The sequence below is a fragment of the Nocardioides sp. Soil805 genome (assembly GCF_001429625.1).
Taxonomy (GTDB): domain Bacteria; phylum Actinomycetota; class Actinomycetes; order Propionibacteriales; family Nocardioidaceae; genus Nocardioides.
On sequence record NZ_LMSU01000001.1, the window covers coordinates 1,929,156 to 1,954,912 of the forward strand.

Here is a 25,757-nt window from a genome sequence, read left to right on the forward strand (position 1 = left end):
GGTGCAAGGCTATCCGCAGGCGCCCGGCATACTGGCGCGGTGCTCGACCGCCCCCGCCACGTGACCCTCCTCTGGTCGGCCGCCTTCGCCGTCGCCTTCGCCGTCATCGCCTGGATGGTGGCCCAGCAGGACCGGTCCCCCCTCGACTCCGTGGACACGTGGGGCCGCAACGCCGAGGACTGGGCCGACGACCACGAGCACCTGCTGACCTTCCTCAGCCTCGTGGAGCACGCCTTCAGCACCATCGGGATGACGGTGCTGACGGTGCTGCTGGCCGGCGCCCTGCTCTACAGCAAGCACCGCCGGGCGGCGCTGTTCACCGTCCTGGTGATGATCACGACGGCCTTGGTCACGACCGTGGTCAAGCTCAACCTCGCCCGGTCCCGCCCGGAGTGGCAGGCGACGGCGGACTTCCTGGAGACCAAGTCCTTCCCCTCCGGGCACGCCTCCTCGGTGACCGCGTTCGCCGCGATCCTGGCCGTGCTGGCCTCGATGCTCGTCCGCCGCTCGGGCCTGCGGCGCTGGGCGTACGCCGGGTGCGTGCTGTTCGTGCTCGTCGTCTGGGCCGACCGGGTGATGCTCGGGCGCCACTACCCCACCGACGTGGTCGGCGGGTCGCTGCTCGGCCTCGCCGTGACGCTGCTGTTCATCGCCGTGTTCAACCCGCTGCCCCGCGGGCACGCGGTGCACGAGGAGCCGCTGCCGGAGGTCTTCGGCAGCGAGCGCCGGCTCGCGGTGGTGCTCAACCCGATCAAGGTCGAGGACGTCGGCGCGTTCAAGGCCACCGTGACCTCGATGGCCACCGAGTCCGGCTGGTCGGAGCCGACCTGGCACCTCACGACCGTCGAGGACCCCGGCACCGGGATGGCCGAGAAGGCCTCCGTCGAGGGGGCCGACCTCGTCCTCGTCTGCGGGGGCGACGGGACCGTGCGGGAGGTGTGCGCCGAGCTGGCGGGCACCGGCATCCCCGTGGGGATCATCCCCGCCGGCACCGGCAACCTGCTCGCCCGCAACCTCGACATCCCCCTCTACATCCGCTCGGCGATCGACGTCGCCCTCAACGGCCAGGACCGGGCCATCGACCTCGTCGACGTGAGCGGCGACGGCATCGAGGACACCCACTTCATGGTGATGGCCGGGATGGGCTTCGACGCGGCCCTGATGGAGGGGGTCAACGACGACATCAAGGCCAAGGTCGGCTGGTTCGCCTACGTGATCTCCGGCCTGCGGTCCCTGATGTTCCCCGCGGTCAAGATCGAGGTGCAGATCGACGACGAGGAGCCCACCGTCCACCGGGCCCGCACCGTCGTCGTCGGCAACGTCGGCTACCTCCAGGCCGGGATGCCGCTGCTGCCGGACGCCGCGATCGACGACGGCCTGCTCGACGTGGTGATCCTGCACCCGCAGCGCTTCGTGTCCTGGATCCCGCTGGCCCTCCGGGTGCTGGCCAAGGCGACCAAGACCGACGAGCTCATCAACCGCAAGACGGGCGCGCGGGTCGTGCTGCGCGCCTCCTCCGACACCCCCCGCCAGCTCGACGGCGACTCGATCGGCGCCGGTCGGGAGCTGCGGATGTCCTGCGTCCACGGGCGGCTGCTCGTCCGCGTCCCCCGCTGACGTCTGCTGGGGTGGTCCGTGACGATCGGACCCTTGTCCGGGCCGTTCCGGGGTCCGTTCGTCACGGACTACCCCACCATCGGGACTGGTTCCAGCCATCCGGCTCATAGGGTGGTGCCGTGCTGGACGCCCTTGTCTCCGCCGCAGTGCGGGAGATGGTCTACCCGCGCGGCAGCACGCGCGTGCCGGCCGACGCGTCGATGCACGAGCTCGACGTCGGTGGGGCCACGCTGCGCGGGTGGGTGGTCAACCCGGGCCGCGACCGGGTGCTCGTCTACTTCGGGGGCAACGGCGAGCGACTCGACCCGTGGCGAGAGGTCGTGGCGGAGCGGTTCCCGCAGCACACGACCTACCTGATCGCCTACCGCGGGTACGGCGCCAGCGACGGTCGTCCGAGTCAGCGCGCCCTGAGCGACGACGCAATGGCGCTGGTCGACCACGTGACCGCACGCCACCCCGGGGCCCGGGTGGACGTCCTGGGCAGGAGCCTGGGAAGTGCGGTCGCCGTGCACGTCGCCACCCAGCGCTCCCTCGACCACGTCGTCCTCATCACCCCGTTCGACAGCCTGACCGCCACCGCCGCGGACCTGTTCCCCGGGCTTCCGGCCGGTCGGCTGATCAAGGACCGCTGGGACTCCGCCGCGATCGCACCCCAGGTCCGGGCGCCGGTCCTGGTGGTCCGCGCGGCCCGCGACGGGGTCGTCCGGCCGAGGCGGACCGACGCGCTCATCGAGGCACTGCGTGACCCCGCTGTGGTCTCGTTCCCCGACGCGGGCCACAACGACATCTCCGACGAGTCCGGCTACTGGACGTCGATCTCGACGTTCCTGGACGGCTGAGCGGCCGGTCACGCCTCGGGCTGAGGCCCCGGGGCCTCAGCCACGGGCGTGCGCGATCGCCTCGTCCTCCTCGGGCGAGAGCGGCTGCTCGCAGGTCCAGCCGGTGATGTTCTTGGCGTAGGTGCGGGCCTCGCTGCGCCCGTGGATCGAGGTCAGCACGACCCCGTGGCCGGCGTCGTCGAGCAACGCCAGGCTCCAGCTGAGGTGTCCGCCCACGTCGCCGAACGCGTCGTACCGCACGACCGAGAGGTGGCGCAGGGCGTCGCCGGCCTCGGCCTTGAGGGCCGCGACCTCCTGTCGCAGCCCGTGCACGTCCTCGGGGAGGGCGTCGGCCGACGGGCGGGCGCCGGCGGCCGCCGTACGACGCAGCGCGACGACGGCGAGCACGACGGCGAGCAGGGCGAGCACGAGGGCGATCGAGGCGAGGATCCACACGGGGTCGACCCTAGGGCGGGCGCTGAGACGAGGCGCTCGCGACACGGGCCCGCGTGCCAGACTCCGAGCCGTGACCTCACCCGCACCGCACCCGGGCGCCCGGCGGATCGCCTACCAGGGCGAGCCGGGGGCCAACTCCCACCTGGTCTGCCAGCAGGCCTACCCGGACTGGGAGTCGCTGCCGTGCGCGTCGTTCGAGGACGCCTTCGCGGCCGTGGAGAACGGTGACGCCGACCTGGCGATGATCCCGATCGACAACTCGATCGCCGGCCGGGTCGCCGACATCCACCACTTCCTGCCGACGAGCGGCCTGCACATCGTGGGCGAGCGGTTCCTGCGCATCCAGTTCGCCCTGATGGCCACCCCGGGCGCCGACGTGGCCGGGCTGCGGACCGTGCACAGCCACGTGCACGCCCTGGGCCAGTGCCGCGGCGTCATCCGCGAGCTCGGGCTCACCCCGATCGTGTCGGGCGACACCGCGGGCGCGGCCCGCGAGGTGGCCGAGGCCGCCGACCCCACCCAGGCCGCGATCGCGCCGCCGCTGGCCGCGCAGATCTACGGGCTGGAGGTGCTGCGCGACGAGATCGAGGACGAGGACCACAACACGACCCGCTTCATCGTGCTGTCCCGCGACTACGACGTGGCGCCGCGCGGTGACGGGCCGATCGTCACCACCTTCATCTTCAACGTCCGCAACCTCCCGGCCGCGCTGTACAAGGCGCTGGGCGGCTTCGCGACCAACGGCGTCAACATGACCAAGCTGGAGAGCTACATGGTCGACGGCCACTTCACCGCGACCCAGTTCCTCGCCGAGGTCGACGGCCACCCCGACGACCCGGGCGTGCGCAACGCGCTGGAGGAGCTCGAGTTCTTCACCACCGAGGTCAAGGTGCTCGGCGTCTACCCCGCCGACGCCTTCCGGGCCGGGTAGGACCCTGGCAGGGGCGGCGCTAGCGTTGCGCGCGTGAGTGAGACCCCCGGGCCCGACCAGCGCCCCGACGCCCGGACCGCCGACCTCGGCTTCGCCCGCGTCGACCTCGAGCGCGCGGCCCGCACCGGCGACCCCGAGGTCGTGTACGGCGCCGGCAAGACCCCCGAGCAGGTGGCCGCGATCCTGACCACCCTGCACACCAGCCACCCCGACCGCGCCGTGCTGGCCACCAGGCTCTCCGCCGAGGCCCTGGTCGCCGCCCGCGAGGCCGGTGCGACCGTCCACGAGACCGCCCGCGCGGCCACCCTCGGCCCCCTGCCCGTCCCCCGCGGCCGGGTCGGCGTGCTGTCCGCCGGCACCTCCGACGCCCCGGTCGCCGCCGAGGTCGCCCTCACCGTCGCCTGCCACGGCTCCGAGCCCGTCGAGATCCGCGACGTCGGCGTGGCCGGCCTGCACCGCCTGATGGCCGTGCGCGACCGGCTCGACGAGGTCGACTGCCTCGTCGTCGTCGCCGGCATGGAGGGCGCCCTGCCCTCCGTGGTCGGGGGCCTCACCGGGACGCCGCTCATCGCGGTCCCCACCAGCGTCGGGTACGGCGCGTCCTTCGGTGGGTTGGCCGCACTGCTGGGCATGCTCAACTCCTGCGCCCCGGGGGTGACCGTGGTCAACATCGACAACGGGTACGGCGCCGGCGTGGCCGCCGCCCGCATCGCCCGGCGCAGCCCCGACCGGGCGCCCCGATGACCGTCTGGGTCGACGCCTCGGCGGGCGCGAGCGGCGACATGCTGCTCGGCGCCCTCCTCGGTGCCGGGGTGCCGCTCGATGTCGTGCGGGGCGCCGTCGACGCGGTCGCGCCCGAGCCGGTGGCCCTGGCTCCCGAGACGGTCACCCGCAACGGCTTCGCCGCCACCCGCTGCCACGTCGAGATCGCCGACAGCGAGCACCACCGCAGCTGGCGCGACATCCGCGGCCTGCTCCAGCGGGCCGACCTCGACGAGGAGGTCCGCGACCGCGCCACCCGCGCCTTCGAGCGCCTCGCCGTCGCCGAGGCCACCGTCCACGGCGCCGACCCGCTCGACGTCGCCTTCCACGAGGTCGGGGCGCTCGACGCGATCGCCGACGTCGTCGGGGTCTGCGCCGGCTTCGCCTGGCTGGACGCCCACGTCGGGGGCCCGGTCGTCGTCTCACCGGTGGCGGTGGGGACGGGGACCGTCCGCGGGGCGCACGGCACGATGCCGGTGCCGCCACCCGCGGTGGCCGAGCTGCTGCGCGGCGTACCGTCCCTGGCCGGTCCGGGCAGCGCCGAGTCGTGCACGCCCACCGGCGCGGCCCTGCTGACCACCCTCGCCGACTCCTGGGGCCCGCAGCCCGCGATGACGGTCGAGGAGATCGGGATCGGGGCCGGGGGCCGCGACCCGGACACCCACGCCAACGTGCTGCGCATCCTCACCGGGGCCACCGCCGTCACCGACGCGGGGCCGCTGCTCATCGAGTCCAACATCGACGACCTCGACCCCCGGGTCTGGCCCTCGGTCATCACCGCCCTCTTCGCGGCCGGGGCCAGCGACGCCTGGCTGACGCCCATCCTCATGAAGAAGGGCCGGCCCGCCCACACGCTGTCGGTCCTCACCTCCTCGACCCGGGCCGCCGAGGTGCGCGACGCGCTGTGGCGGCACACCTCGACCATCGGCGTCCGCGAGACCCGGCTGGCCAAGCACGCCCTCGAGCGCGAGATGGTGGCCGTCGAGGTGGCCGGCCAGGCGATCGCGGTCAAGCTGGCCCGGCACGCCGGTGAGGTGGTCAACGCCCAGCCCGAGTGGGAGGACGTGGCCCGCGCCGCGACCGCGCTGGGCCGCCCCGCCAACGACGTGCTCGCCGACGCCATCGCCGCCACCCGCGCCCTGCTCGGCGAGGCCCGCTCCTAGGCTGTGCCGGTGGACCTCGTCGTCGTCGCCCTCGCCTTCGCCGCCATCTTCGTGGTGGAGCTGCCGGACAAGACCTTCATCGCGACCCTCGTCCTCTCCACCAGGTTCCGCCCGCTGTTCGTGTGGATCGGCGTCGGCCTGGCCTTCTTCGTCCAGACCCTCATCGCCGTCCTGCTCGGCAAGGCGGCCAGCTTCCTGCCCGAGACCGTGGTGCACGTCGCGGCCGCGCTGATGTTCCTCGTCGGCGCCGTCATCCTGCTGCGCGAGGCCCGCTCCCACGACGCCGCCGAGCAGGACGAGGAGGAGGAGTTCGCCGCCAAGGCCGGCGAGGCGCAGGGCCTCAGGGTGATCCTCACCAGCTTCCTGGTGCTCTTCGCCGCCGAGTGGGGTGACCTCTCGCAGCTGCTGACCCTCTCCCTCGTCGCCAAGTACGACGACCCGCTCAGCGTCTTCGTCGGCGCCTGGGGTGCGCTGCTCGCCGTCAGCGGCCTGGCCGTGATCGTGGGCCGGGTGCTGCTGAGCCGGATCAGGCTCAGCGTCCTGCACTACCTCGGCGCCGGCGTCTGCCTGCTGATGGCCTGCCTGACCGTGTGGGAGATGACCCGGGCATGAGCGCCGAGCCGGACCTCGACGACGTACGACGCCGCTACCGCGAGGTCAACGGCGACCACCCGATGTCCGAGGTGGACGACGCCTACGTGCGGACCCGCTTCGCGCCGGCCACCGCCGAGCAGCTCGACCTGATGGCCGCCGGACTCGTCCCGCTGCCGTCGTACCTCCTCTCCGACGGCACCCCGATGGTCCCGCGCGACCACCTCGACCCGGTCGACTGGGCCGGCGGCACCGACCGGCTCCACGACTGGTTCGTCGGCTACTGGCCGGCGGACCGGCAGGCGGAGGCCGAGGATGAGTGGGCGGCGTACCTGTCCGGGCGCTACGTCTGCCTCCAGCACGTCTCACCCCTGACCATCCGGGACAAGACCCGCTGGACCGCCCAGCTCGACGCCGCGCTCGAGCGACTGGCCGCCGACCCGCGGGACCACGTGGGTCGCGGGATGGTCGGCGAGGCCGTCAGCCGCCTCGAGGACCTGCTGCTGCCGCAGACGTCGTACGACGCGCTGCGCTTCGGCGGGCCCAGCAGCTGGCAGCGCCTCCAGCAGGTCCGGGAGGACCACCTCACCCCGCCGCTGCCCGAGCTGCCGATCCGCACCGAGCGCCTGGTGCTGCGGCGCGCGACCCCGGCGGACGCCGACGACATGCACGCCTACTACGGCCGCGAGGACGTTACCGAGCACCTGCTCCACGACGCCTTCAGCCGCCCCGAGATCGACGACATGCTGCGCCGGCGCCTGGCCGGGCCCCGCAGCCACACGGCCTGCAACCTCGTCGTCGAGCTCGAGGGCCGCGTCGTCGGGGACCTGGTGGTCTTCCTCAAGGGCGAGGGCCACGACATGGCGGAGATCGGTTGGGTCATCCACCCCGACGTCGGTGGCCGGGGCATCGCCACCGAGGCCGCGACGGCCATGCTCGACCTGGCGTTCGGGCACTACGGCGTGCACCGGGTCTTCGCCGACCTCGACACCCGCAACCCGCGCTCGGCCGCCCTGGCCCGCCGGCTCGGGATGCGGCTCGAGCTCGACTCCCGGGCCGACTTCTGGTCCAAGGGCGAGTGGACCGACTCGCAGCGGTGGGCGATCCTCGCCGAGGAGTGGGCGGCGCGGAACACCCGCTGACCGGCCGTCGGCCCACCCCACGGCGGTGGGCGGGACCGCCCCGGGCCCACTACAGTCACCCCATGCCTGCAACCCACGGCGCCGACAGCGAGGTCGGCACGCTCCGGACCGTCATGCTCCACCGCCCCGGCCCCGAGCTGAAGCGCCTGACACCACGCAACAACGACAAGCTGCTCTTCGACGGCATCCCGTGGGTGAGCCGGGCGCAGGACGAGCACGACGCCTTCGCCGACACCCTGCGCCAGCGGGGCGTCGAGGTGCTCTACCTGACCGAGCTGCTCACCGAGACGCTGGAGAGCGAGAGCGCGCGCAACCACGCGATCACCTCCGCCCTGAGCGGCCTGCACCTCGGCGACACCCTGCGCCGCTACCTCGCCACCGCCCTGCGCGACTCCACCCCGGCCGAGCTGACCCAGGTGCTGACGGCCGGCATCCGCAACGACGAGGTGCGTGGCGGCCACGGGCTGGTGACCAGCCTGCTGAGCCCCTTCGACTTCCTCATCGACCCGCTCCCCAACCTGCTCTTCACCCGCGACTCCAGCGTGTGGATCCGTGACCGGGTGGCGGTCACCAGCCTGGCCATGCCCGCGCGCAAGCGCGAGACCCAGCTGACCGAGCTGATCTACACCGAGCACCCCCGCTTCGCCGGCCAGACCCGCAAGATCCACGGCTGGCACAACGAGCACGTCGAGGGCGGCGACGTGCTGCTGCTGGCTCCCGGCATCATCGCGGTCGGGGTCGGGGAGCGTACGACGCCCGCCGGCGTCGAGCGGCTCGCCCGCCAGGTCTTCGACGCCGACCTCGCGCACACCGTGCTGGCCGTGCCGATCGCCCAGGAGCGGGCCACGATGCACCTCGACACCGTCTGCACGATGGTCGACGTCGACAAGGTCGTGATGTACCCCAACGTCGCCCACACGCTGACCGCCATCGCCGTCACCGTCGCCGACTGGGGCTCGGCCGACTCCGACATGGTGCTCGCCGTGGCCGAGCCGGAGCCCTTCCTGGTGGCGGCCGCCAAGGCCATGCAGATCGACACCCTGCACCAGATCGACACCGGCCTCGACCCGGTGACGGCCGAGCGCGAGCAGTGGGACGACGGCAACAACACCCTGGCCCTCGCGCCGCGGGTGGCGGTCGCCTACGAGCGCAACGACGAGACCAACGACCGCCTCGAGGAGGCCGGCATCGAGGTCGTGCGCATCGCCGGCTCCGAGCTCGGCTCGGGCCGCGGTGGCCCGCGCTGCATGTCGTGCCCGGTCTCGCGGGACCCGCTGCCGGTCGAGTAGTCCGCTGCGGCGCAGGTCACGCATCACGTCGGGCTTCCCCGATCGTTGGAGGGTCGTACCCCCACGTGCGCACCCAGAGAGGCACCACGCATGAGCTCTTCGATCTTCGACGGCCTGTCCCCCAGCGAGGTCGCCCGGATCAGGTCCGCCGGCACCACCCTCACGCTGCCCCAGGGCTGGTCCCCCATCGCCGAGCAGACCCCCGCCGACAAGGCCTACATCCTCGAGGAGGGTGAGGTCTCGGTCCGTCGTCGCGGCCAGGAGGTCGCCGTCCTCGGGCCCGGCCAGATCCTGGGCGAGGCGGCGATCCTCAACCGGTCCCTGCGCACCGCCAGCGTCGTGGCCCTCACCCCGCTGCGGGTCATCCACCTCACCGGGGAGACGCTGGAGCGCCTGGTCGTCGAGGTGCCCGCCTTCGGCGAGGCCGTGCGGTCGGCGACCGCGGAGCGTCAGGGCCCGTCCTGAGCGACGACCTCGAGCCGGGTGCTCCCGCCCCCGACGCGGGAGGGCCGCCGCCCACCGCGGCGGCGCTGGCCGATGCGTACGACCACGTCGAGGCGTTCCTGCTCGGCGGCCCGCCGAACCTGACGCGCCTCCAGGTGGCCGAGCGCGCCGGCGTACCGGTGGAGCTGGCCACCGAGCTGTGGCGGCTGCTCGGCTTCGCCAACCGGTCCGACGACGACGTGGCCTTCACCGACAGCGACGTGCAGGCACTGCAGCTGACCGCGGACCTGCGGCGCATGGGTATCCTGGGCGAGGACTCCCAGGCCGCCCTGGTGCGCACGTGGGGCCGCAGCTACGCCCGGCTGGCCGAGTGGCAGACCAGCCTGCTCGCCGGCCTCGCGGTCGAGGGCCCGGACCCCGACGTGCGGATGGCCGAGCTCGCCGCCGGGGTGCTGCCGCGGGTCGAGGCGCTCCAGTCCTACGTGTGGCGCCGGCACCTCGCCAGCGCCGCCAGCCGGCTGCTGTCGGTGGAGTCGACCATGGCCACCCAGACCGACATGGCCGTGTGCTTCGTCGACATCGTCGGCTACACCACGCAGAGCAAGAACCTCGACGAGCGCGACCTCGTGGCCTGGATCGAGCGCTTCGAGCAGGAGGCGACCGGGATCGCCGTCGACCTCGGCGGCCGGGTCATCAAGACGATCGGCGACGAGATCCTCCTGACCGCCGACGACGCGCACGCGGCGGCCGCGATCGCGCTGGCGCTCGTCGGGCGCGGCCTCGACGAGGACGACCCCTTCCCCGCCGTCCGGGCCGGGCTGGCCCACGGCCCGGTCGTCAGCCGGCTCGGGGACGTCTTCGGCCCCACGGTCAACATCGCCGCCCGGCTCACCTCGGTGGCCCGGCCGGGCACCGTGGTCGTCGACCGGGGCATGCACGATGCGCTGGCCCCGCCCGCAGGTGCGCCTGCCGAGCCGCCTGCCGCGGCCGAGGAGTCCGACGGCTCCCACTCCGCCGGTCCCGTCGGCGGCGCCGGCGAGGACGGGGCCGAGGACCGCGCGGACGCCGACCCCCCGCCGTACCGGCTCAAGCGGCTGCGACGCGTCTCGGTCAAGGGCTACTCGCGCCTGGAGGCGTGGAGCCTGCGGCTGCCCCGGGCGGACTGACCGGAGACCCGGATCGGTCGGGACTCAGCCGGCGGTGCGCGGGACGTACATGATCACCGCGACCCCGACGAGGCAGACCGGCGCGCCGGTGACGTCCTACCGGTCCGGCGGCTGGCGGTTCATGGAGTGTCCTGGCGGAGGACTCGTTGCCGGTGGTGGGCCTTGCGGTTCCACACGAGGTGCTGGAGAGCCAGGGTGGCCCATCCGGCGAGGACCATCCCGGCGATGTTGAGGGCCAGCTGGATGGCGCTCCCGGTGACCTCACCCCATGCGCCGAACGCGACACCGAGAGCGACGTTTCCTGCGGCCGGGACGGTGGTGACGGAGATGAAGACGCCGGAGAGCCCCCCGACCTTGGCGCTGGTCAGGGAGAGGACACCTGCGGCGGCGGCGATGAGGGCGACGATGAAGGACCACTTGTCGGGTGAGTAGATGAAGTCCGTCCCCGGGCGTTCGCCGGTGACGTCCTCGGTGACCACCCAGCCGAGGGCTCGGGCGGCGAGCGCGGCGACGGTCGTCAGGGTGATGGCGATGCCGAACCCGACCACCAGCGTGCGGGCAGCCAGCCTGAACAGCGTGGAGCGGCGTCGTACGAGTGCGAGCCCGAGGGCGGCGATGGGGACGAACTCGGGTCCGAGCACCATGGCGCCGATGACGAGGACCTGGGAGTCGACGACGATCGCGATGGACGCGAGCAGCGTGGCCAGCGTCATGAACGACAGGTAGGTCCAGTTGAGCTCGGACTCCTCGTAGGCACGCTGGGTGACGTCCGCCCACACGACGGCGTCGGCGCTGGCGCCGGGGGTGCGGCGCTCGGCGTCGTAGCCGGCCCGGGAGACCCAGGCGGTCACCGGTTCGACGTGGATGGTGCCGTGCTCGGGGATGCCGAGGCGGTCGAGGCGGTCGATGAGCTCGTTGGTGGCCTCGCGGGCGACGTCGGCCATGACGATGTCGCCCGCGGGCGTCAGCGAGGCTCCTCGGAGGACCGAGAGCTGGCTGACCGCCGGGTCGCCGTCGAAGACGGCGACCACGTCGTCGGTCAGGTGGGTCGGCGAGGTGATGCGCAGGTGCTGCATGGCGAGCTCACCCTCCCACGTGGACCACGGGCCGCTGGCCGGGGTCGGGGACGGCGCGGCGCAGGATCTCGTGCGTGAGGGGCGGGATGTCGCCCTCCCCGGCGAACAGGAACCGCAGGGCGTTCTGTCCCGGCCCCTTCTCCGACCACTCGAAGTAGATGTGGGAAGGCATGTCGTCCTGCTCGGTGACGGCGAGCAGGACCGCCGCGAGCACGTTGGGGACGCTGGGACCGATGGCTCGCAGCACCCGGTGGTGGCCGACGCGGACGCCGAACACCTCGACGGTGGTCGCGAAGTCACTGGCGTCGCTGACCTCGACCTCCAGGAACACGGCAGTCTCAGCGACGTCGAGGTGGTTGTCGAGGCGGACGTCGAGGGACTTCTCGTGGTACTCCGCGTGGTCCCCGGCCTGGATCTTGTTGGCGATGAACCGCACCGGCGCGTTCTTGACGAGGACCTCGTCGAGCAGCTCCTGGGCAGTGGTGTCGAAGGTGACCTCCTGGACGCGCAGCTCGGTGGACCGGCTGATCCGGGAGACCAGGGAGATGACCACGATCATCGCGATGAAGACGAGCGCGATGAGCAGGCCCTCCGGACGGTCGAGGATGGTGACGCCGAGGGTGTAGACGAACACCGCGGCGACGACGCCGAAGAAGGCTCCGGCGCGGCGGTGGCCGCGGCGCCACTCCGTCAGCGTGACCGCGACGGCCGCCGAGGTCATCAGCGCCAGCACGCCCGTGGCGTAGGCCCCGGCCTGCGCGTCGACCTCGGCCTGGAACGCGACGGTGACCACGACCGAGATGAGGGTGAACACGAGCACGAGCGGGCGGGTCGCACGGGCCCAGTCGGGGGCCATGCCGTACCGGGGCAGGTAGCGGGGGACGATGTTGAGCAGTCCGGCCATGGCCGAGGACCCGGCGAACCACAGGATCGCGATGGTCGCGACGTCGTAGGCGGTGCCGAACCCGTCGCCGAGGTTCTCGTGCGCCAGGTAGGCCAGGGCGCGGCCGTTGGCCTCACCGCCCGGCTCGAACTCGGCGGCGGGGATCAGCAGGGTCGTGACGATCGCCGACCCCATCAGCATCACCGACATGATCAGCGCTGCGGTGGTGAGCAGCTTCTTGGTGTTGCGGATCCGGCCCTCGGGGTGGGTCGGGGTGTCGTGGGGGTCGCCCTTGACCAGGGGCATGACCACCACGCCGGTCTCGAACCCGGACAGCCCCAGCGCGAGGGCGGGGAAGACCAGCAGCGACGCGCCGAGGACGGCCAGGGGTGAGGCGTGGGCCTCGGTGACGGCGTTGGTCCAGTCGGTGACGGTGCCGGGGTTCTCGACGACGTGCCAGAACCCGTTGGCCACGACCACCAGGGACAGGCCGATGTAGCCGATCACCAGGACCACCGCGATGCCGATGGCCTCGCTGAACCCCTTGAGGAACACCGCCCCGAGCAGCACGAGGAGGCCCAGCGTCAGCCACACCTCCTGACCGTGGAGCGCATCGGTCAGGAACGGGTTCTCGACCAGGTGGGCGGAGGCGTCGGCGGCGGAGAGCGTGATGGTGATGATGAATCCGGTGGCGACGAACCCGAGGAGGGACAGCACCAGGACCTTGCTGGGCCAGTAGGAGAGGAGCCGCTCCAGCATCGAGAGGCTCCCGTCGCCGTGGGGGCTCTCCCGGGCCACGCGCCGATACATCGGCAGGGCCCCGAACAGGGTGACCAGGACCAGCATGAGGGTGGCGATCGGGGCCAGCGCGCCGGCGGCGAGCGCGGCGATGCCCGGCTGGTAGCCGAGGGTGGAGAAGTAGTCCACGCCGGTCAGGCACATGACCTTCCACCACGGCTTGACGTGGTGCTGCGCGGTGGCCTCCCGCTCACCCTCGTAGAAGCCGCCGGGGTCGGACTGCTCGGTGGTCTCCAGCAGCCACGCGTTGAAGCGGCTCCGCTCGGTCACGTCAGGGGTCACAACCGGGAAGCGTAGGTGACCCACCGTGCAGGTGGTCAGCCCGCCGTCTCGCGGGCCTCATCGCCGGACTCGGACCGGTCGCTCGGGGTCTGCACGAGCGGGTCGGCCGGTGGGAAATTGGATGCCCGGCCGCTGTTGACGGGGGAAACAACAACGACCGGGCGAGCGAAAACCTACCCTCCGGCCTCAGGGCGGACAAGGCTTTCGCGAAAATCCGACACGACTCAGCGGATGGTGACCTGCCGGTTGGCCAGTCCGGCGCGGGCGGAGCGCTGCTCGGGGGTCAGGTCGGAGGTGTCGGCCAGCGCTTGCTCGAGGTCCGCGGCGAAGCGCGCGGCCGGCTCCTCGAGGACCTCGGCGCCGGTGCCGACGGGCAGGTCCCAGACCGGAGCGAGCAGGCCGTGGGCGCGGAACATGCCGACGAAGCGCGATCCCTCGCCGACGGTGTCCTTGCCGGCGGCGTGCAGGCGGGCCAGCGCGTCGAGGAGCGGGTCCTCGGGGTGCGGCATCACCCAGCGCAGGTGCTCCTTGGTGCCGACGTTGGTCCAGTACGCCGCCTCGACGCCCGCGAGCCGGGTGGTGGGGTTCGCGGCGCTGTCGGCCTGCTCGAGGGCGGCCTCCATGGAGGCGTCGCGCTCCTCGACGTCGTCGATCCAGTAGCCGAAGCCGTCGTGCACGGTGATGTCGAGCGCGGTGTTGCTGATCAGGTCCTGGAGGCGCGGGCCCTCGCCCGGGGCCTCGGTGAGGCCGATGATGCCGGGCTCCTCGGTGGCCAGCGCCTTCTCCAGGACGGCACCGAGGTCGCGGGCGGGGTCGCCGTACTGGTGGGCCACCTGCAGGCCGAGCCAGATGGCGCCGGAGTCGCGGACCATCGCGGGCGCGGCCATCGGCAGCAGGGTGCAGAGGCGGACCTCGCGGTCGGTGCCCTTCACGTCGAGCGGGACGGTCGCGGCGGGGACCAGCTCGCGCAGCGCGATCACGTCGCACTCGCCGGGCATGCCCTCGAAGGGCCGGCTCACGAACGCGGGGGTGGCGCCGCCGGCGGCACCGTGGCACGCCTTGTAGCGCTTGCCCGAGCCGCAGGGGCAGGGCTGGCGCGGGCCGACCTCGCCCTCGGCGGGAGCAGCGGTGTCACGGGCCTTGGTACGGGACTTCTTCGCCATGGGGGCGAGGCTATCCAACGCCTCCGACGTCGCCCTCGTCGAGGAGCTCGAGCACGTCCGCCGGCCGGTCGGTGATCACGGCCGCGGCCCCGAGGTCGAGGCAGAGCTGGAGGTCGGCGGCGGTGTTGACGGTCCACACGTGGACCTGGCGACCGGAGCGGCGCAGCGAGCGCCCCAGGCCCGGGTGCTCGCGCAGCTCCTCGATCCCGGGCCCGATGATCCAGTCGTCGCCGACCACCCGGCGCAGCATCGGCCAGTGGTGGGCCTTCTCGACGAGCATGACCACGTCCACCCCGGGAGCCAGCCGCTTGAGGCGCTGCAGCGCGGTGAAGGAGAAGCTCATCACCCGCACCGGGCTGCCCGCGCGGTCCCAGCCGAAGTCGGCCAGCAGCTCGACGACCCGCTTCTCGACGAGTCCGCCGTAGCGCGTGGGGTGCTTGGTCTCGATCGCCAGCTCCACCCGGCGGTCCGCGGCGGCCACCGTCTCGAGCAGCGTGCGCAGGGTGAGCACCTTGCCGTCCGAGGGGTCGGTGTCGGGCGCCTCGTCGTCCATGTCGGACCACGGGTTCTTCCACCGCGCGAAGTCCAGCTCGTCGAGCTCGGCGAGGTTCATCGTGGAGACCAGGCCGCGCGAGGACGCCGTACGCCGCAGGTCCCGGTCGTGGACGCAGACCAGGTGCCCGTCGGCGGTCAGGCGCACGTCGCACTCGAGCGCCTCGGCACCCAGCTCGATGGCGCGGGTGTAGGCGCGCAGCGTGTGCTCGGCGGTGTCGTGGCTGGCTCCCCGGTGGGCGACGACCTGCGGCCTCATGCGACGAGCGTAGAGCTCCCGGGGGCCGGCGCCTCGTCCACCTGCAGGTCACGCCCGCGTGTCTCGGGGAGGAAGGCCGCGCAGGTGAGCGAGATGAGCGCCACCAAGGCGTTGTAGCCGGCGACCCACCACAGGGTGCCGTCGCCGACCGTGACCAGCCATGCGGCGATGAGGGGGGTGAGGCCGGAGGCCAGGATCCCCGACACCTGGTAGAGCGTCGACAGCGCCGAGTAGCGGTAGCGGGTGTCGAAGAGCTCGGACCAGAAGGCCGCCAGCGGCCCGTAGATCACGCCGTACAGGACACCGAGCCCGCCGATGAAGACCACGGCGATCGCCGGCGTCGAGCCCTGCTGGACCAGCCACGCGGCGGGGAAGGCGAAGAGCAGCGCGAGGGTCGCGCCGACCCGGTAGACGGGCTTGCGCCCGACCCGGTCGCTGAGGTGGCCGGAGCACAGGACCAGCAGCACGCCGAGCAGCGCGCCGACGATGATCGCGTTGAGGACCGTCGAGCGGGGCACGCCGACGGTCGTGACGGCGTAGGCGAGCAGGTAGACCGAGAAGAAGTTGAACGTGAAGCCCTCGATGTAGCGCGTGCCCATGCCCAGCAGCAGCCGCCGGGGCTGGCGACGGAAGAGCTCGGTGACGGGCATCGAGGAGATCTCCTTCTCCTCCGCCACCACCTGGAAGGCCGGCGTCTCCATCACCGAGAGGCGGATCCACGCCCCGATGGCGAGCAGCACGACGCTCACCAGGAAGCACGCGCGCCAGCCCCAGGCCAGGAACTCCTCGTCGGGCAGCTGGCTGGCGATCGCGAAGGCGCCGCTGGCCAGGAAGAGCCCGCCCGGGACGCCGAAGTGGGCGAAGCTGCCGAAGAAGCCGCGCCGCTCGGCGGGGGCGAACTCGACGGCCAGCAGCACGGCCCCGCCGTACTCGCCGCCGACGCCGATGCCCTGGAGGATCCGCAGCACGACGAGCAGGACCGGCGCCCAGACGCCGATCGAGTCGTACGACGGCAGCAGGCCGATGGCGGCCGTGCCGGCGCCCATGATCACCAGCGTCCAGATGAGCATCTTCTTGCGGCCGACCCGGTCACCGAAGTGACCGAAGATCAGTCCCCCGACCGGGCGCGCCACGAAGCCGACGGCGAAGGTGCCGAAGGCGGCGAACTGGGCGGCCGGTCCGTCGAGCCCCGAGAAGAAGAGCTTGTCGAAGACGAGCCCGGCGGCGGTGCCGTAGAGGAAGAAGTCGTACCACTCGATGGTGGCGCCGACGGCCGAGGCGACGGCGACCTTGCGGGCCTGGGCCGGGTCGGGCGTCGCGACACCTGTCTCGTCGGGGGACGCCGGTGCGGGGGCGGCGAGGGTCATGGGGGCTCCTGGGCAGCGGGGGCAAGGCAAACCGTAGTAAACCAATCAAGATTTAATGTGGCTACTCGACGTACCGTGGCGGCACCATCCCTCGCGTCGGCGAGAACGGCCGGCGCCCGACGACAGGTAGCGCGATGACCAGCACCCGACGCCCCAGCGGCACCCGCAGGACCACGCTCGCCGTTGCCCTCTCCGGACTCCTCGCCACCGGGCTCGCCGCCACCCTGGCCCCGTCCCCCGGCACAGCGGCCGCACCCCCGGACACCGTGTTCCCGCCCCGCATCGAGCTCCCGGACGGGTTCCAGCCCGAGGGCATCACCATCGGTCGTGGAGCCACCGCGTGGTTCGGCTCCCGGACCGACGGCGACATCTACGAGGTCGACCTGCGGACCGGCGCGGGTGGGACGATCAGCCAGGGCCCCGGCCCCGGCAACCCCTCCGTGGGCCTCAAGGTCGACCAGCGGGGGCGGCTCTTCGTGTCCGGCGGCACGGCGGGCGACGCCCGCGTCGTCGACACCCGGACGGGCGAGGTGCTGGCCCGCTACCAGCTCTCGACGGGGGCCGACCGCTTCATCAACGACTCGCTCGTCACGGACGACACCGTGTGGTTCACCGACTCGCGCAGCGCCCGGCTCTTCGGCCTGCCGATCGGACCCGGCGGCGCGCTGCCCGCTCCCGAGGACGTCGTGACGATCCAGCTCGGCGGCGAGTGGGTCCAGCCGGCGGCCGGCGTCAACGGAGCCAACGGGCTCACCGAGACCCCCGACGGGTCGGCCCTCCTGGTCGTCAACGCCGGCACGCTCTACCGCGTGGACCCGGATTCGGGCGACGCACGACGGGTCGACCTCGGCGGTGCGTCGGTGGCGAACGGCGACGGGATGCTGCTGCGCGGGCGCACGCTCTACGTCGTGCAGAACTTCCTCAACCAGGTGGCCGTGCTGCACCTGGCCCGCGACGGACGCTCGGGCGAGCTGGTGGACACCATCGCCGGCACCGACTTCGACGCCGCGGTCGACATCCCCACGACCGTGGCCGCCTTCGGCCGCTGGCTCTACCTGCCCAACGCCCGCTTCTCCACGCCTCCCACCCCGGAGACCGACTACTGGGTGACGCGCGCGGCCATCCCGCGCGAGCGCTGAGCCCCGACGCGGGTGGTCCGTGACGATCGGAACCCTGGAACCGAGATTCCGGGGTCCCTTCGTCACGGACTACCCCGGGTTCGGGACCACCCGGCCCCCTCAGGCTTCGACCGGCTCCCGGCGCCACGGCTGCATGAAGTCGTTGCCCTCGATGCCCTCCACGGCCATGGTGAGCTGGCCGGCCTGGGCGCCGTCGAGCTGCTCGCGGACGATGTCGGCGTGCCCGGCGTGCCGGGCGAACTCCTCGATCAGGTGCAGCGCGAGGAAGCGCCGGGTGACCCGGCTCGGCTCCAGGCGGCCGAACCACGGCGCCGGCGCCTCCAGGACCTCGGCGCCGGGGTCCATCGACTCCACGGCGGCCAGCAGCGCACCGGTCGCGGCGTCGTACCCCTCGAGGACCTGCTCGAGGGTCTCGTCGGCGGTGAGCGCGAAGCTGCCGTAGAAGGTCCCGTAGTCGGCCTCGGTGAGCTCCCAGCCCCTCTCGCCGCGGTTCTGCGCCTCCCGGCGCTCCCACGTGACCCAGGCGGTGGTGAGGTGCTTGAGGATCCCGCCGACGCTCAACGACGAGCGGGTGGGGGTCAGGCGCGCCTCCGCGTCGGTCAGGCCGTGCGCGGCAGTGCGGGCGGCGACGACCTGCTCGCGCAGGAAGGCGGCCAGGGCGCTGGACTCGGAGTGGGTGGTCGGCTCGAGCATGGTGGGTCTCCCTCGTCGGTGGTCGATGGGTCCACCCTCCCGCGCATGGCGGACAGGATCGGTCCGCAGTGGACGGTCATACTGGGCCGATGCGTCTCACCGCCTGGCTCACCCAGTTCCTCGTCGCCGCGGTCGTCTTCAGCGTGGTCGACGTGCTGTGGCTGAGCACCATCGCCACGGGCCTGTACGACGAGCAGCTCGGCGACCTGAAGGCCGGGTCACCGAACCTCGTCGGCGCCGTCCTGGTCTACCTCGTCCTGCTGGCCGGGCTCGTCCACTTCGTCATCCACCCGGCCGTCGCCGCCGGCTCGTGGCGGCGCGCGGTTGGCGTGGGCGCCTTCTTCGGCTTCGTCGTCTACGGGGTCTACGAGCTCACCAACCTCGCCATCCTCGAGGGGTGGCCGGCGGCGCTGGTGCCCATCGACATCGCGTGGGGAGCGTTCCTCTCGGCGGCGGTCAGCGTCGGGACGTACGCCGTCGTGCACCGCCTCCCGGCCTGGGCGCGCTGACTAGTTGGTGTGCTCGCGCAGGTAGCGCCCGAAGTGCGGCACCGTGAAGGCGATCCGACCGCGCTCACCGGAGTAGATGAGCCCCTTCTTGAGCAACGAGTCCCGCGCCGGGCTGAGTGACTGCGGCTTCTTGCCCAGGGCCGCGGCCACGTCGGCGGTGGGGACCGCGTCGGGGGCGTCGACCTCGGTGCCCGCCACGTCGGCCATCGCGCGCAGGTAGTCGCGCTCCCCCGGCGTCGCCCGCTCGTAGCGGCTGCCGAAGAACCCGACCGCGAGCTCCGCGTCGGCCTCGGGGGCGGCCACGGCCACGTCGGCGGCGGTGATCGGCGAGCGCGGCGCCCGGTCCCAGACCGCCTTGCCGTAGGCCTGGATGAAGTAGGGGTAGCCGCCGGTCGCGGCGTACATCGCCTCCAGCGCGGCGGCCTCGTAGAACGCGTCCTCGTCCTCGGCCGGGGCGGTGAGCGCCAGGTCGGCGGCCTCCCGGGTGAGCCGGTCGATGCGCTGGTAGCGGAAGAGTCGCTCGGAGTAGGACTTGCTGGCCGACAGCACGGCCGGCAGGTGCGGCAGGCCGGCGCCGACGACGATCACCGGCAGCCCCGACTGGCTGATCTCGTGGCAGGCCGCGCACAGCGCGGAGACGTCGTCGGGCCCGAGGTCCTGCATCTCGTCGATGAAGATCGCGATGCCCTTGCCCTTGTCGGCCGCGAGCCCGCCGAGGTCGGTGAAGAGCTCGACGAGGTCGATCTCGATGTCGCCGGAGTCGGCCCGGCCGCGGACTGCGGGCACGTCGATGCCCGGGCTCCACTGGTCCCTCATCTTGGCCGCCGGACCCGCGTCGCGCTGGGCGAAGGCCTTGATGACGCCGAGCACGTGGTCCACGCTGTCGGCGTCGCGGTGGCCGAGCTCGCGGACCGCTTGGTGCAGCGCCCCGCTCAGCGGCCGCCGCAGCCCCTGGTCGGGGCGCGCCTCCAGCTTGCCGGTCCCCCACTGGCGGCGTACGGCGGCGCCGCGCAGCGCGTTGAGGAGCACGGTCTTGCCGACCCCACGCAGCCCGGTCAGGACGAGGCTGCGCTCCGGTCGCCCGCGAGCCACGCGCTCGAGGACCACGTCGAAGGCGGCGAGCTGCTCGTCGCGGCCGGCGAGCTCGGGAGGGCGCTGCCCGGCGCCGGGGGCGTAGGGGTTACGGATCGGGTCCACGATGTGACGGTATCGGGCTCTCTAGCCGAATCCTTAGATCTCGCGAGACACGCCGATCGAGTCGCTGCGGACGGGCAGGCTCAGCCCGCCTGCTGCCCGCCGTCGGGGAGGGCGCCACCCCGCTCGGCACGGTCGCGGGCGACGGCGTACGCCTCGGTGAGCCCGGTGCGGAGCATCTCGATGAGGTCCGGGACCTCGTCGACGGCGAGGCGGAACGTCCCGGCGCACAGGTTGTCGCGCCACAGCGACAGCACGACCACGTCGGCCTCGGGGTGCCACGAGACGCGCAGCGACCGGTCCTCGCCCCGTGGGTCGAGGAAGACGCCCCCGGTGCGGGGCAGCGGTCGTGGCCTGGCCATGGTCCATTGTGACCCAGCCCACAAGGGCGTGTCACGCGGCCTAGACTCGCGCCATGCCCGAGCTGCCCGAGGTGGAAGCGCTGGCCCAGGACCTCCGGGGCCGGCTCGTCGACCGCGCCATCGCCCGCATCGACCTGGCGGCGTTCAGCGCCCTGAAGACCTTCGACCCCCCGCTGCAGTCCCTGCACGGCACCCTGGTCGAGGACGTCACCCGGCACGGCAAGTTCCTCGACATCACCGCCAGCGGCACCCACCTCATCGTCCACCTGGCCCGCGCCGGGTGGATCCGCTGGCGCGACGAGGTGCCGGCACTGCCGGCCCGGCCCAACAGCAAGAACCCGCTCGCCGCCCGGGTGGTCATCGACGACCCGGACCGCGAGACCGACCCGGGGCTCGACATCACCGAGGCCGGCACCAAGAAGAGCCTGGCCATCTACGTCGTCCGGGACCCGCAGCAGGTCGAGGGGATCGCCCGGCTCGGCCCGGACCCGCTCGACGAGTCGTTCACGATCGACGTGCTGGCCGGGATCCTCCAGCACGAGGGCCGCAAGCAGATCAAGGGCGTGCTGCGCCACCAGGGCACCATCGCCGGCATCGGCAACGCCTACTCCGACGAGCTCCTGCACGCGGCGCGGATGTCGCCGTACAAGCCGGCCAGCTCGCTCGACGAGGCCGAGGTCCAGACGTTGTACGACGCCATCCGCACCGTCATCGGGTCGGCCGTCGAGCGATCACGCGGCCTGGCCGCCAGCGAGCTCAAGGGCGAGAAGAAGAGCAACCTCGCCGTCCACGGCCGCACCGGACAGGCGTGCCCGGTCTGCGGCGACGTGGTGCGCGAGGTGAGCTTCGCCGACTCGAGCCTCCAGTACTGCCCGACCTGCCAGACCGGCGGCAAGCCGCTCGCCGACCGCCGGATGAGCCGCCTGCTCAAGTAGCCCCGCTCCCCCGGCGGGCACCTACTTGACGACGCGCACCTCCTGGGGCCAGCCGCACGCCTCCGCGATCCTGCCGGCCCACATCCGGGCGGTCTCCACGTCAGGCACCTCGACGATGGTGATCCCGCCGAGGTACTCCTTGGTCTCCGCGTAGGGACCGTCGGTGACGACCACCGACCCGCTCGTGGCATCCGCGCTGAACGCGTCGTTGATCTCCTCCTCGAGCCCGCCGGCGAAGACGTAGTGGCCGGCAGCCCTGATCTCGTCGACGACGGCCCTCGCGAGCGGCCCGCGGCTGCCGAACCACTCCTCGGAGTGGTCGCCGACCCACTGCTGGTTGAAGTAGATCGCGTACTGGGTCATGTCTGCTCCTCATCTGTCCGCGGGCCCGGTGGCCCACCTCGAGAGTTCCACGAACGAGCCTCGCCGGATGCGACATCCGTGACCGGGATCTTCGCGGATTCCCACCTCGTCCCGGCCGCGGACGGCGTCACTGCGTCGGGGACTCCTCGGGCGCGGGGGTCTCGGAGGACGGGAGCTCCGGGGGCTCCATGTTGTCCATGACCGACCCGCAGGTGTCGGTGGTGTAGGTGTCGAACGCGTCGACCTGCGCGGTCTCGTCCTTGGTGAGGTCGTCGTCCAGCTTCTCGAAGTCCGCCTGCTTGGCGTCCTCGTCGAGGTCGTCGATCAGCGACATCGTCGTCTCGAACCCGGCGCGCGCGTCGTCGGAGATGTCCTCGGGGGTGCCCGTGTCCTGCATCGCGGTCCCCCAGTCCTTGATCTTGGTGATGATCTCCTTGTCGCTGGCCTCGGTCATGCCCGACATGTCGGAGAACAGGCTCTGGTAGCCCTCGCAGAAGTCCTTCTCGCTGGCGTCGGTCGGGGCACCACTGGCACCTCCCCCACCGCAGGCGACGGCCGAGCCGCCCACGAGGACGAGCGAGGCGACGAGCAGGGCAGGCTTCATGGATCTCTCCTGACGGATGGGTGCGGCGCCGGGCGCCTGTCACCCACCACCCTGCCCTACCGTCGGAGATCCACACCTGTCACGGGAGGGTCGAAGGCGACCGGCAGCGGCAGGTGCAGCGCCACGGGGAGGTCGCCGAGATAGGCGTGCCGGGAGCGTTCGACCACGCCGAGGCTCGCCAGGTGCGGGGTCTGCCACTGCACGTCGAGCACCCGGTCCGCGACGTGCTCGTCGGTGAGCAGGTCGACCAGGCCCATCAGCGCCACCTTGGAGGCGTCGCGCTCGCGGTGGAACATCGACTCCCCGGCGAAGAGACCGCCGATCGCCACGCCGTACAGGCCGCCGGCCAGCCGCCCGTCGCACCAGGCCTCGACGGAGTGCACCCAGCCGAGCTCGTGCAGCTCGAGGTACGCCGTCCGCACGTCGCGGGTGATCCAGCCGTCAGGTCGGCGCCGGTCCCCGCACGCGTCGATGACCTCCTCGAAGGCCGTGTCCACCCGGATCTCGAAGTGCTGGGCCGAGCGCCGCAGCGACCGCGAGACCTTGAGCCCGTCGAGCGGCAGCACCCCCCGGCGTACCGGGGAGAACCAACCCATCGGGTCCTGCGGCGGGCCGATCGGCATCGGGAACAGGCCGCACGCATAGGCGCGGAGCAGGGTCCCGGGCTCGAGGTCGGCGCCGACCGCGACCAGGTCGTCCTCCGGGTCCCACAGCTCGGGCTCGGGGAAGACCCACGGGGTGTCGGGGGGGTGGACGGGGGGCACGCTGGGCACGGTAGCCAACGTGCCGGCAACTTCGCGCGGCCCGCGGGCATCTCACCCGCACCTGATCCAGCACACCACTCTCGTCCCACTTTCTCGGAGGACACATGCGGACCACCACCCTGCTCGCCCCCACGCTCGGCGTCGCCCTGGCCCTCGCGGCCCTCACCGGCGTCCCCGCGCACGCGGCCGCCACGTGCGACGGTCGCGCGGCGACCATCGAGGTGCCGGCCACGGCCTACGACACCGCGCCGGTCGTCGGCACCCCCGGCAACGACGTGATCGTCGGCACCCCCGGGCGCGACACCATCGACGGCGCAGGGGGCAACGACGTCATCTGCGGCCTCGGCGGTCCCGACACCCTCGCCGGTGGCGAGGGGGACGACCGGCTCTTCGGCGGACTCGACATGGAGTACTCCATCGACGACGGCTACCGGGGTGACCTGGTGAGCCCCGGCCCGGGCAACGACCACGTCGACCTGGGCGCCGACCCGGCCGCGCTCCACATCCACCGGGTCGACTTCGGCTACCTCGACCGGGTCGTGTACGCCGACGCGACCGCTCCCGTGACCGTGGACCTCACCGCGGGCACGGCCACGGGCGAGGGCACCGACACGATCGTGGTCGAGGGACCGGCCGGGGTGGTGGGCAGCGCCTTCGGCGACCGCATCACCGGGTCGCCGTACCGTGACCTGATCCAGGCCGGTGACGGGGACGACGTGGTGGACGGCCGCGGGGGCGACGACCACCTCGTCGTGGACGGCGGCGCCGACACGACCACCTCGCTCCCGGCGCTCGACGGCGGGGACGACGTCGCCGACGGCGGCCCCGGGACGGACGGCCTGGTCTCGAGCGGTGGCACGGACCAGCTCTCCGGTGACGCCGGGAACGACTTCCTCACCACCTCCCCGGTCACCGCGGGCTCGCTGCGGGGCGGTCCGGGCAAGGACCGCGTCTACGCCGAGGGTCCCGTGGACGTCTCGGCCGGCGCGGGCAAGGACCAGATCGACTACGTCCTCCAGCCGGGCTTCCGCACCGAGATCGACGGCGACGGCGGCCGCGACTCGCTCGACCTCCAGCTCAGCAGGGCCTTCGGCACGGGCGAGAAGGTGCGCGTGGACCGGCCGCGGAACCGGATCACCTTCACCGGCTCCACCACCCGGCTCGGGTACTTCGAGGTCGAGCGCCTCGACGTCAGCGGCGGCCACCCGCACTGGACCTTCGTCGGCACCCGGGCCGACGAGAGCCTCCGGGTGCTCGGCGGCCGGTCGCTGACGGCGTACGGCCGGGGTGGCGACGACGTCTTCTACGGCACCGGCGGCCGCGACCTGCTCGACGGCGGCCGGGGGCGCGACCGGGCCAACGGGAGCAGCGGTCGCGACACCTGCGTGTCCGTCGAGCGGGCCGTCTCCTGCGAGCGGCGTCGCTGAGGCCTGCGACCGGCGGCGGGCGCTTCGCCGCGCACGTGCGCGGCACTGGAGGGGGGACCGCCTTCCTTCCCTGCGCACCTGCGTAGTCCTGGACGGAGGAGCACGTCGCTTCCCTGCGCACCCGCGCAGGGAAGCGGCTCAGCCCAGCCCTCCTCCGTGCGCACCCGCGCAGGGAACCGGCCCGAGTCCCCTCCGGATCTCTGCGCACCTGTTCTGGAGCGGGCGTCCCCCGGCTAGCCGTGGCTGACGCCGGTGCGCACTTCGCGGTGTGGCACTGCTCCGCCGCCCGTCGGGAGGTGGTGGCCGCCCGTAGGCTGCCCGTATGAGCATGAAGGGATCCGTCGGCCGGCACCTCGCCCCCAAGATCTCCGAGCTCGCGCCCGGGCTGACCACCTCGTTCGTGCGCGAGTCCCTCCACCGCGCCATCGAGGGGGTCGGCCCGCTGCCGCCCGCCGCCAAGGCCGCCGACAAGCAGCTCGCCGAGCAGCGCGGCCACGTCGAGCGAGCCGTGCACGAGGTCATCGAGAACCACGTCCGCCTGGCCGGCGCGCAGGGGTTCCTCACCAACGTCGGCGGGCTGGTCACCGCGGCGGTCGCCATCCCGGCCAACATCGCCGGCCTCACGTTGCTCCAGTGCCGGATGATCGCCGGCATCGCCCACCTGCGCGGCCACGACCTCGACGACCCGCGCGTCCGCAACGCGATCCTGATGACCCTGCTGGGCGAGGAGGCCGTCGAGACCCTGGTGGCCAAGGGCAAGCTCCCGGCGCCCCCGATGGCGCTGGCGACCGCGCCCGCCCACGACGTCAACCTCGACGTCGCCATCGCCGGGGTGGTCGCCTCCGACATCCTGGCCCGGATGGCCGGCAAGCGCCTCGCCACCACCGTCGGCCGCCGCGTCCCGGTCGTGGGTGGCGTGGTCGGGGCGAGCGCCGACGGCTACTACACCTGGCGCATCGGCCGGTACGCCGACCGCGAATTGCTGCCGCGCACGCGGCGGCCCTGAGG

At 72.8% G+C, this 25,757-nt stretch carries 27 protein-coding genes; 15 read left to right on the forward strand and 12 right to left on the reverse strand.

The window, feature by feature from the left end:
* Nucleotides 1-39 precede the first annotated feature (39 nt).
* Nucleotides 40-1,617, forward strand: a complete 1,578-nt coding sequence (locus tag ASG94_RS09360) for a YegS/Rv2252/BmrU family lipid kinase (protein ID WP_056925984.1) — start codon at nt 40-42, stop codon at nt 1,615-1,617.
* Between the two features lie 119 nt (nt 1,618-1,736).
* Complete coding sequence (locus tag ASG94_RS09365; protein ID WP_156411491.1) at nt 1,737-2,456, forward strand: alpha/beta hydrolase; 720 nt, start codon at nt 1,737-1,739, stop codon at nt 2,454-2,456.
* A 36-nt stretch (nt 2,457-2,492) separates the two neighbouring features.
* Here the strand turns inward: ASG94_RS09365 and ASG94_RS09370 are convergent, their stop codons facing one another.
* Complete coding sequence (locus ASG94_RS09370; RefSeq protein WP_235537185.1) at nt 2,493-2,891, reverse strand: DUF4446 family protein; 399 nt, start codon at nt 2,889-2,891, stop codon at nt 2,493-2,495.
* Between the two features lie 70 nt (nt 2,892-2,961).
* Between ASG94_RS09370 and ASG94_RS09375 the strand changes: the two genes are divergently transcribed.
* From ASG94_RS09375 to ASG94_RS09410, 8 genes are all read left to right on the forward strand, one after another.
* Nucleotides 2,962-3,822, forward strand: a complete 861-nt coding sequence (locus tag ASG94_RS09375) for a prephenate dehydratase (protein ID WP_056925986.1) — start codon at nt 2,962-2,964, stop codon at nt 3,820-3,822.
* A gap of 33 nt (nt 3,823-3,855) precedes the next feature.
* The gene (gene larB, locus ASG94_RS09380) at nt 3,856-4,566 is read left to right on the forward strand and encodes a nickel pincer cofactor biosynthesis protein LarB (protein WP_056925987.1); all 711 of its coding nucleotides are present in this window, start codon (nt 3,856-3,858) and stop codon (nt 4,564-4,566) included.
* On the forward strand, nt 4,563-5,747 hold the full coding sequence (gene larC, locus ASG94_RS09385) for a nickel pincer cofactor biosynthesis protein LarC (protein ID WP_056925988.1): 1,185 nt from the start codon (nt 4,563-4,565) through the stop codon (nt 5,745-5,747). The genes larB and larC overlap by 4 nt, the downstream gene beginning before the upstream one ends.
* A gap of 9 nt (nt 5,748-5,756) precedes the next feature.
* The gene (locus ASG94_RS09390) at nt 5,757-6,359 is read left to right on the forward strand and encodes a TMEM165/GDT1 family protein (RefSeq protein WP_056926406.1); all 603 of its coding nucleotides are present in this window, start codon (nt 5,757-5,759) and stop codon (nt 6,357-6,359) included.
* A complete protein-coding gene (locus ASG94_RS21335; RefSeq protein WP_082624027.1) occupies nt 6,356-7,480 on the forward strand; it encodes a GNAT family N-acetyltransferase in 1,125 nt (374 codons plus the stop codon). The genes ASG94_RS09390 and ASG94_RS21335 overlap by 4 nt, the downstream gene beginning before the upstream one ends.
* 62 nt (nt 7,481-7,542) lie before the next feature.
* Nucleotides 7,543-8,769 (forward strand): arginine deiminase, encoded by a 1,227-nt coding sequence (locus tag ASG94_RS09400; RefSeq protein ID WP_056925989.1) that lies wholly within the window; start codon nt 7,543-7,545, stop codon nt 8,767-8,769.
* A 90-nt stretch (nt 8,770-8,859) separates the two neighbouring features.
* Nucleotides 8,860-9,234 carry a cyclic nucleotide-binding domain-containing protein gene (locus ASG94_RS09405; protein WP_056925990.1) on the forward strand — a complete coding sequence of 125 codons (375 nt, stop codon included), beginning with the start codon at nt 8,860-8,862 and terminating at the stop codon, nt 9,232-9,234.
* 134 nt (nt 9,235-9,368) lie between these two features.
* Nucleotides 9,369-10,379: an adenylate/guanylate cyclase domain-containing protein gene (locus tag ASG94_RS09410; RefSeq protein WP_235537186.1), complete on the forward strand. Its 1,011-nt coding sequence runs from the start codon at nt 9,369-9,371 to the stop codon at nt 10,377-10,379.
* Nucleotides 10,380-10,498: 119 nt separating this feature from the next.
* Here the strand turns inward: ASG94_RS09410 and ASG94_RS09415 are convergent, their stop codons facing one another.
* The 5 genes from ASG94_RS09415 to ASG94_RS09435 form a co-directional block, all read right to left on the reverse strand.
* The gene (locus ASG94_RS09415) at nt 10,499-11,455 is read right to left on the reverse strand and encodes a DUF389 domain-containing protein (protein WP_056925992.1); all 957 of its coding nucleotides are present in this window, start codon (nt 11,453-11,455) and stop codon (nt 10,499-10,501) included.
* Nucleotides 11,456-11,462: 7 nt separating this feature from the next.
* The gene (locus ASG94_RS09420; protein ID WP_056925993.1) at nt 11,463-13,418 is read right to left on the reverse strand and encodes an APC family permease; all 1,956 of its coding nucleotides are present in this window, start codon (nt 13,416-13,418) and stop codon (nt 11,463-11,465) included.
* Nucleotides 13,419-13,642: 224 nt separating this feature from the next.
* Nucleotides 13,643-14,581, reverse strand: coding sequence for a DUF5926 family protein (locus ASG94_RS09425; protein WP_056925994.1), 939 nt, complete (start codon nt 14,579-14,581; stop codon nt 13,643-13,645).
* 10 nt (nt 14,582-14,591) lie between these two features.
* Nucleotides 14,592-15,392 carry a glycerophosphodiester phosphodiesterase gene (locus ASG94_RS09430; RefSeq protein WP_056925995.1) on the reverse strand — a complete coding sequence of 267 codons (801 nt, stop codon included), beginning with the start codon at nt 15,390-15,392 and terminating at the stop codon, nt 14,592-14,594.
* Nucleotides 15,389-16,759, reverse strand: a complete 1,371-nt coding sequence (locus ASG94_RS09435) for an MFS transporter (RefSeq protein ID WP_056925996.1) — start codon at nt 16,757-16,759, stop codon at nt 15,389-15,391. Before ASG94_RS09435 ends, ASG94_RS09430 begins: the two co-directional genes overlap by 4 nt.
* Nucleotides 16,760-16,893: 134 nt before the next feature.
* Between ASG94_RS09435 and ASG94_RS09440 the strand changes: the two genes are divergently transcribed.
* Nucleotides 16,894-17,898 (forward strand): hypothetical protein, encoded by a 1,005-nt coding sequence (locus tag ASG94_RS09440; protein WP_056925997.1) that lies wholly within the window; start codon nt 16,894-16,896, stop codon nt 17,896-17,898.
* Nucleotides 17,899-17,997: 99 nt separating this feature from the next.
* On the opposite strand, the gene ASG94_RS09445 is transcribed toward ASG94_RS09440, so the two are convergent.
* Nucleotides 17,998-18,591, reverse strand: coding sequence for a mycothiol transferase (locus tag ASG94_RS09445; protein WP_056925998.1), 594 nt, complete (start codon nt 18,589-18,591; stop codon nt 17,998-18,000).
* Between the two features lie 89 nt (nt 18,592-18,680).
* On the opposite strand from ASG94_RS09445, the gene ASG94_RS09450 reads away from it, so the two are divergent.
* Complete coding sequence (locus ASG94_RS09450; RefSeq protein ID WP_056925999.1) at nt 18,681-19,100, forward strand: DUF2177 family protein; 420 nt, start codon at nt 18,681-18,683, stop codon at nt 19,098-19,100.
* On the opposite strand, the gene ASG94_RS09455 is transcribed toward ASG94_RS09450, so the two are convergent.
* Both ASG94_RS09455 and ASG94_RS09460 read right to left on the reverse strand, forming a co-directional pair.
* On the reverse strand, nt 19,101-20,297 hold the full coding sequence (locus ASG94_RS09455; protein WP_056926000.1) for an ATP-binding protein: 1,197 nt from the start codon (nt 20,295-20,297) through the stop codon (nt 19,101-19,103).
* An 80-nt stretch (nt 20,298-20,377) separates the two neighbouring features.
* The gene (locus ASG94_RS09460; protein WP_056926001.1) at nt 20,378-20,656 is read right to left on the reverse strand and encodes a hypothetical protein; all 279 of its coding nucleotides are present in this window, start codon (nt 20,654-20,656) and stop codon (nt 20,378-20,380) included.
* Between the two features lie 53 nt (nt 20,657-20,709).
* Between ASG94_RS09460 and ASG94_RS09465 the strand changes: the two genes are divergently transcribed.
* The gene (locus ASG94_RS09465; protein WP_056926002.1) at nt 20,710-21,591 is read left to right on the forward strand and encodes an Fpg/Nei family DNA glycosylase; all 882 of its coding nucleotides are present in this window, start codon (nt 20,710-20,712) and stop codon (nt 21,589-21,591) included.
* 21 nt (nt 21,592-21,612) lie between these two features.
* Here ASG94_RS09465 and ASG94_RS09470 read toward each other — a convergent pair whose 3' ends face one another.
* From ASG94_RS09470 to aat, 3 genes are all read right to left on the reverse strand, one after another.
* Nucleotides 21,613-21,954 (reverse strand): YciI family protein, encoded by a 342-nt coding sequence (locus tag ASG94_RS09470; protein ID WP_056926003.1) that lies wholly within the window; start codon nt 21,952-21,954, stop codon nt 21,613-21,615.
* Nucleotides 21,955-22,081: 127 nt separating this feature from the next.
* Entirely contained in the window at nt 22,082-22,558 is a 477-nt protein-coding gene (locus ASG94_RS09475) for a hypothetical protein (RefSeq protein WP_056926004.1), read from the reverse strand.
* Nucleotides 22,559-22,614: 56 nt separating this feature from the next.
* Complete coding sequence (aat, locus tag ASG94_RS09480; protein ID WP_056926408.1) at nt 22,615-23,322, reverse strand: leucyl/phenylalanyl-tRNA--protein transferase; 708 nt, start codon at nt 23,320-23,322, stop codon at nt 22,615-22,617.
* A gap of 104 nt (nt 23,323-23,426) precedes the next feature.
* Between aat and ASG94_RS09485 the strand changes: the two genes are divergently transcribed.
* Nucleotides 23,427-24,749, forward strand: coding sequence for a calcium-binding protein (locus ASG94_RS09485; protein ID WP_056926005.1), 1,323 nt, complete (start codon nt 23,427-23,429; stop codon nt 24,747-24,749).
* Nucleotides 24,750-25,071: 322 nt separating this feature from the next.
* Nucleotides 25,072-25,755: an EcsC family protein gene (locus ASG94_RS09490; protein WP_056926006.1), complete on the forward strand. Its 684-nt coding sequence runs from the start codon at nt 25,072-25,074 to the stop codon at nt 25,753-25,755.
* Nucleotides 25,756-25,757: the final 2 nt, after the last annotated feature.

Coding starts and splice junctions, on each gene's coding strand:
- larC (WP_056925988.1), top strand. CDS start 4,563: ATGACCGTCTGGGTCGACGCCTCGGCGGGCGCGAGCGGCGACATGCTG.
- ASG94_RS21335 (WP_082624027.1), top strand. CDS start 6,356: ATGAGCGCCGAGCCGGACCTCGACGACGTACGACGCCGCTACCGCGAG.
- ASG94_RS09400 (WP_056925989.1), top strand. CDS start 7,543: ATGCCTGCAACCCACGGCGCCGACAGCGAGGTCGGCACGCTCCGGACC.
- ASG94_RS09405 (WP_056925990.1), top strand. CDS start 8,860: ATGAGCTCTTCGATCTTCGACGGCCTGTCCCCCAGCGAGGTCGCCCGG.
- ASG94_RS09415 (WP_056925992.1), bottom strand. CDS start 11,455: ATGCAGCACCTGCGCATCACCTCGCCGACCCACCTGACCGACGACGTG.
- ASG94_RS09425 (WP_056925994.1), bottom strand. CDS start 14,581: ATGGCGAAGAAGTCCCGTACCAAGGCCCGTGACACCGCTGCTCCCGCC.
- ASG94_RS09430 (WP_056925995.1), bottom strand. CDS start 15,392: ATGAGGCCGCAGGTCGTCGCCCACCGGGGAGCCAGCCACGACACCGCC.
- ASG94_RS09435 (WP_056925996.1), bottom strand. CDS start 16,759: ATGACCCTCGCCGCCCCCGCACCGGCGTCCCCCGACGAGACAGGTGTC.
- ASG94_RS09440 (WP_056925997.1), top strand. CDS start 16,894: ATGACCAGCACCCGACGCCCCAGCGGCACCCGCAGGACCACGCTCGCC.
- ASG94_RS09445 (WP_056925998.1), bottom strand. CDS start 18,591: ATGCTCGAGCCGACCACCCACTCCGAGTCCAGCGCCCTGGCCGCCTTC.
- ASG94_RS09450 (WP_056925999.1), top strand. CDS start 18,681: ATGCGTCTCACCGCCTGGCTCACCCAGTTCCTCGTCGCCGCGGTCGTC.
- ASG94_RS09460 (WP_056926001.1), bottom strand. CDS start 20,656: ATGGCCAGGCCACGACCGCTGCCCCGCACCGGGGGCGTCTTCCTCGAC.
- ASG94_RS09465 (WP_056926002.1), top strand. CDS start 20,710: ATGCCCGAGCTGCCCGAGGTGGAAGCGCTGGCCCAGGACCTCCGGGGC.
- ASG94_RS09470 (WP_056926003.1), bottom strand. CDS start 21,954: ATGACCCAGTACGCGATCTACTTCAACCAGCAGTGGGTCGGCGACCAC.
- ASG94_RS09475 (WP_056926004.1), bottom strand. CDS start 22,558: ATGAAGCCTGCCCTGCTCGTCGCCTCGCTCGTCCTCGTGGGCGGCTCG.
- ASG94_RS09485 (WP_056926005.1), top strand. CDS start 23,427: ATGCGGACCACCACCCTGCTCGCCCCCACGCTCGGCGTCGCCCTGGCC.
- ASG94_RS09490 (WP_056926006.1), top strand. CDS start 25,072: ATGAGCATGAAGGGATCCGTCGGCCGGCACCTCGCCCCCAAGATCTCC.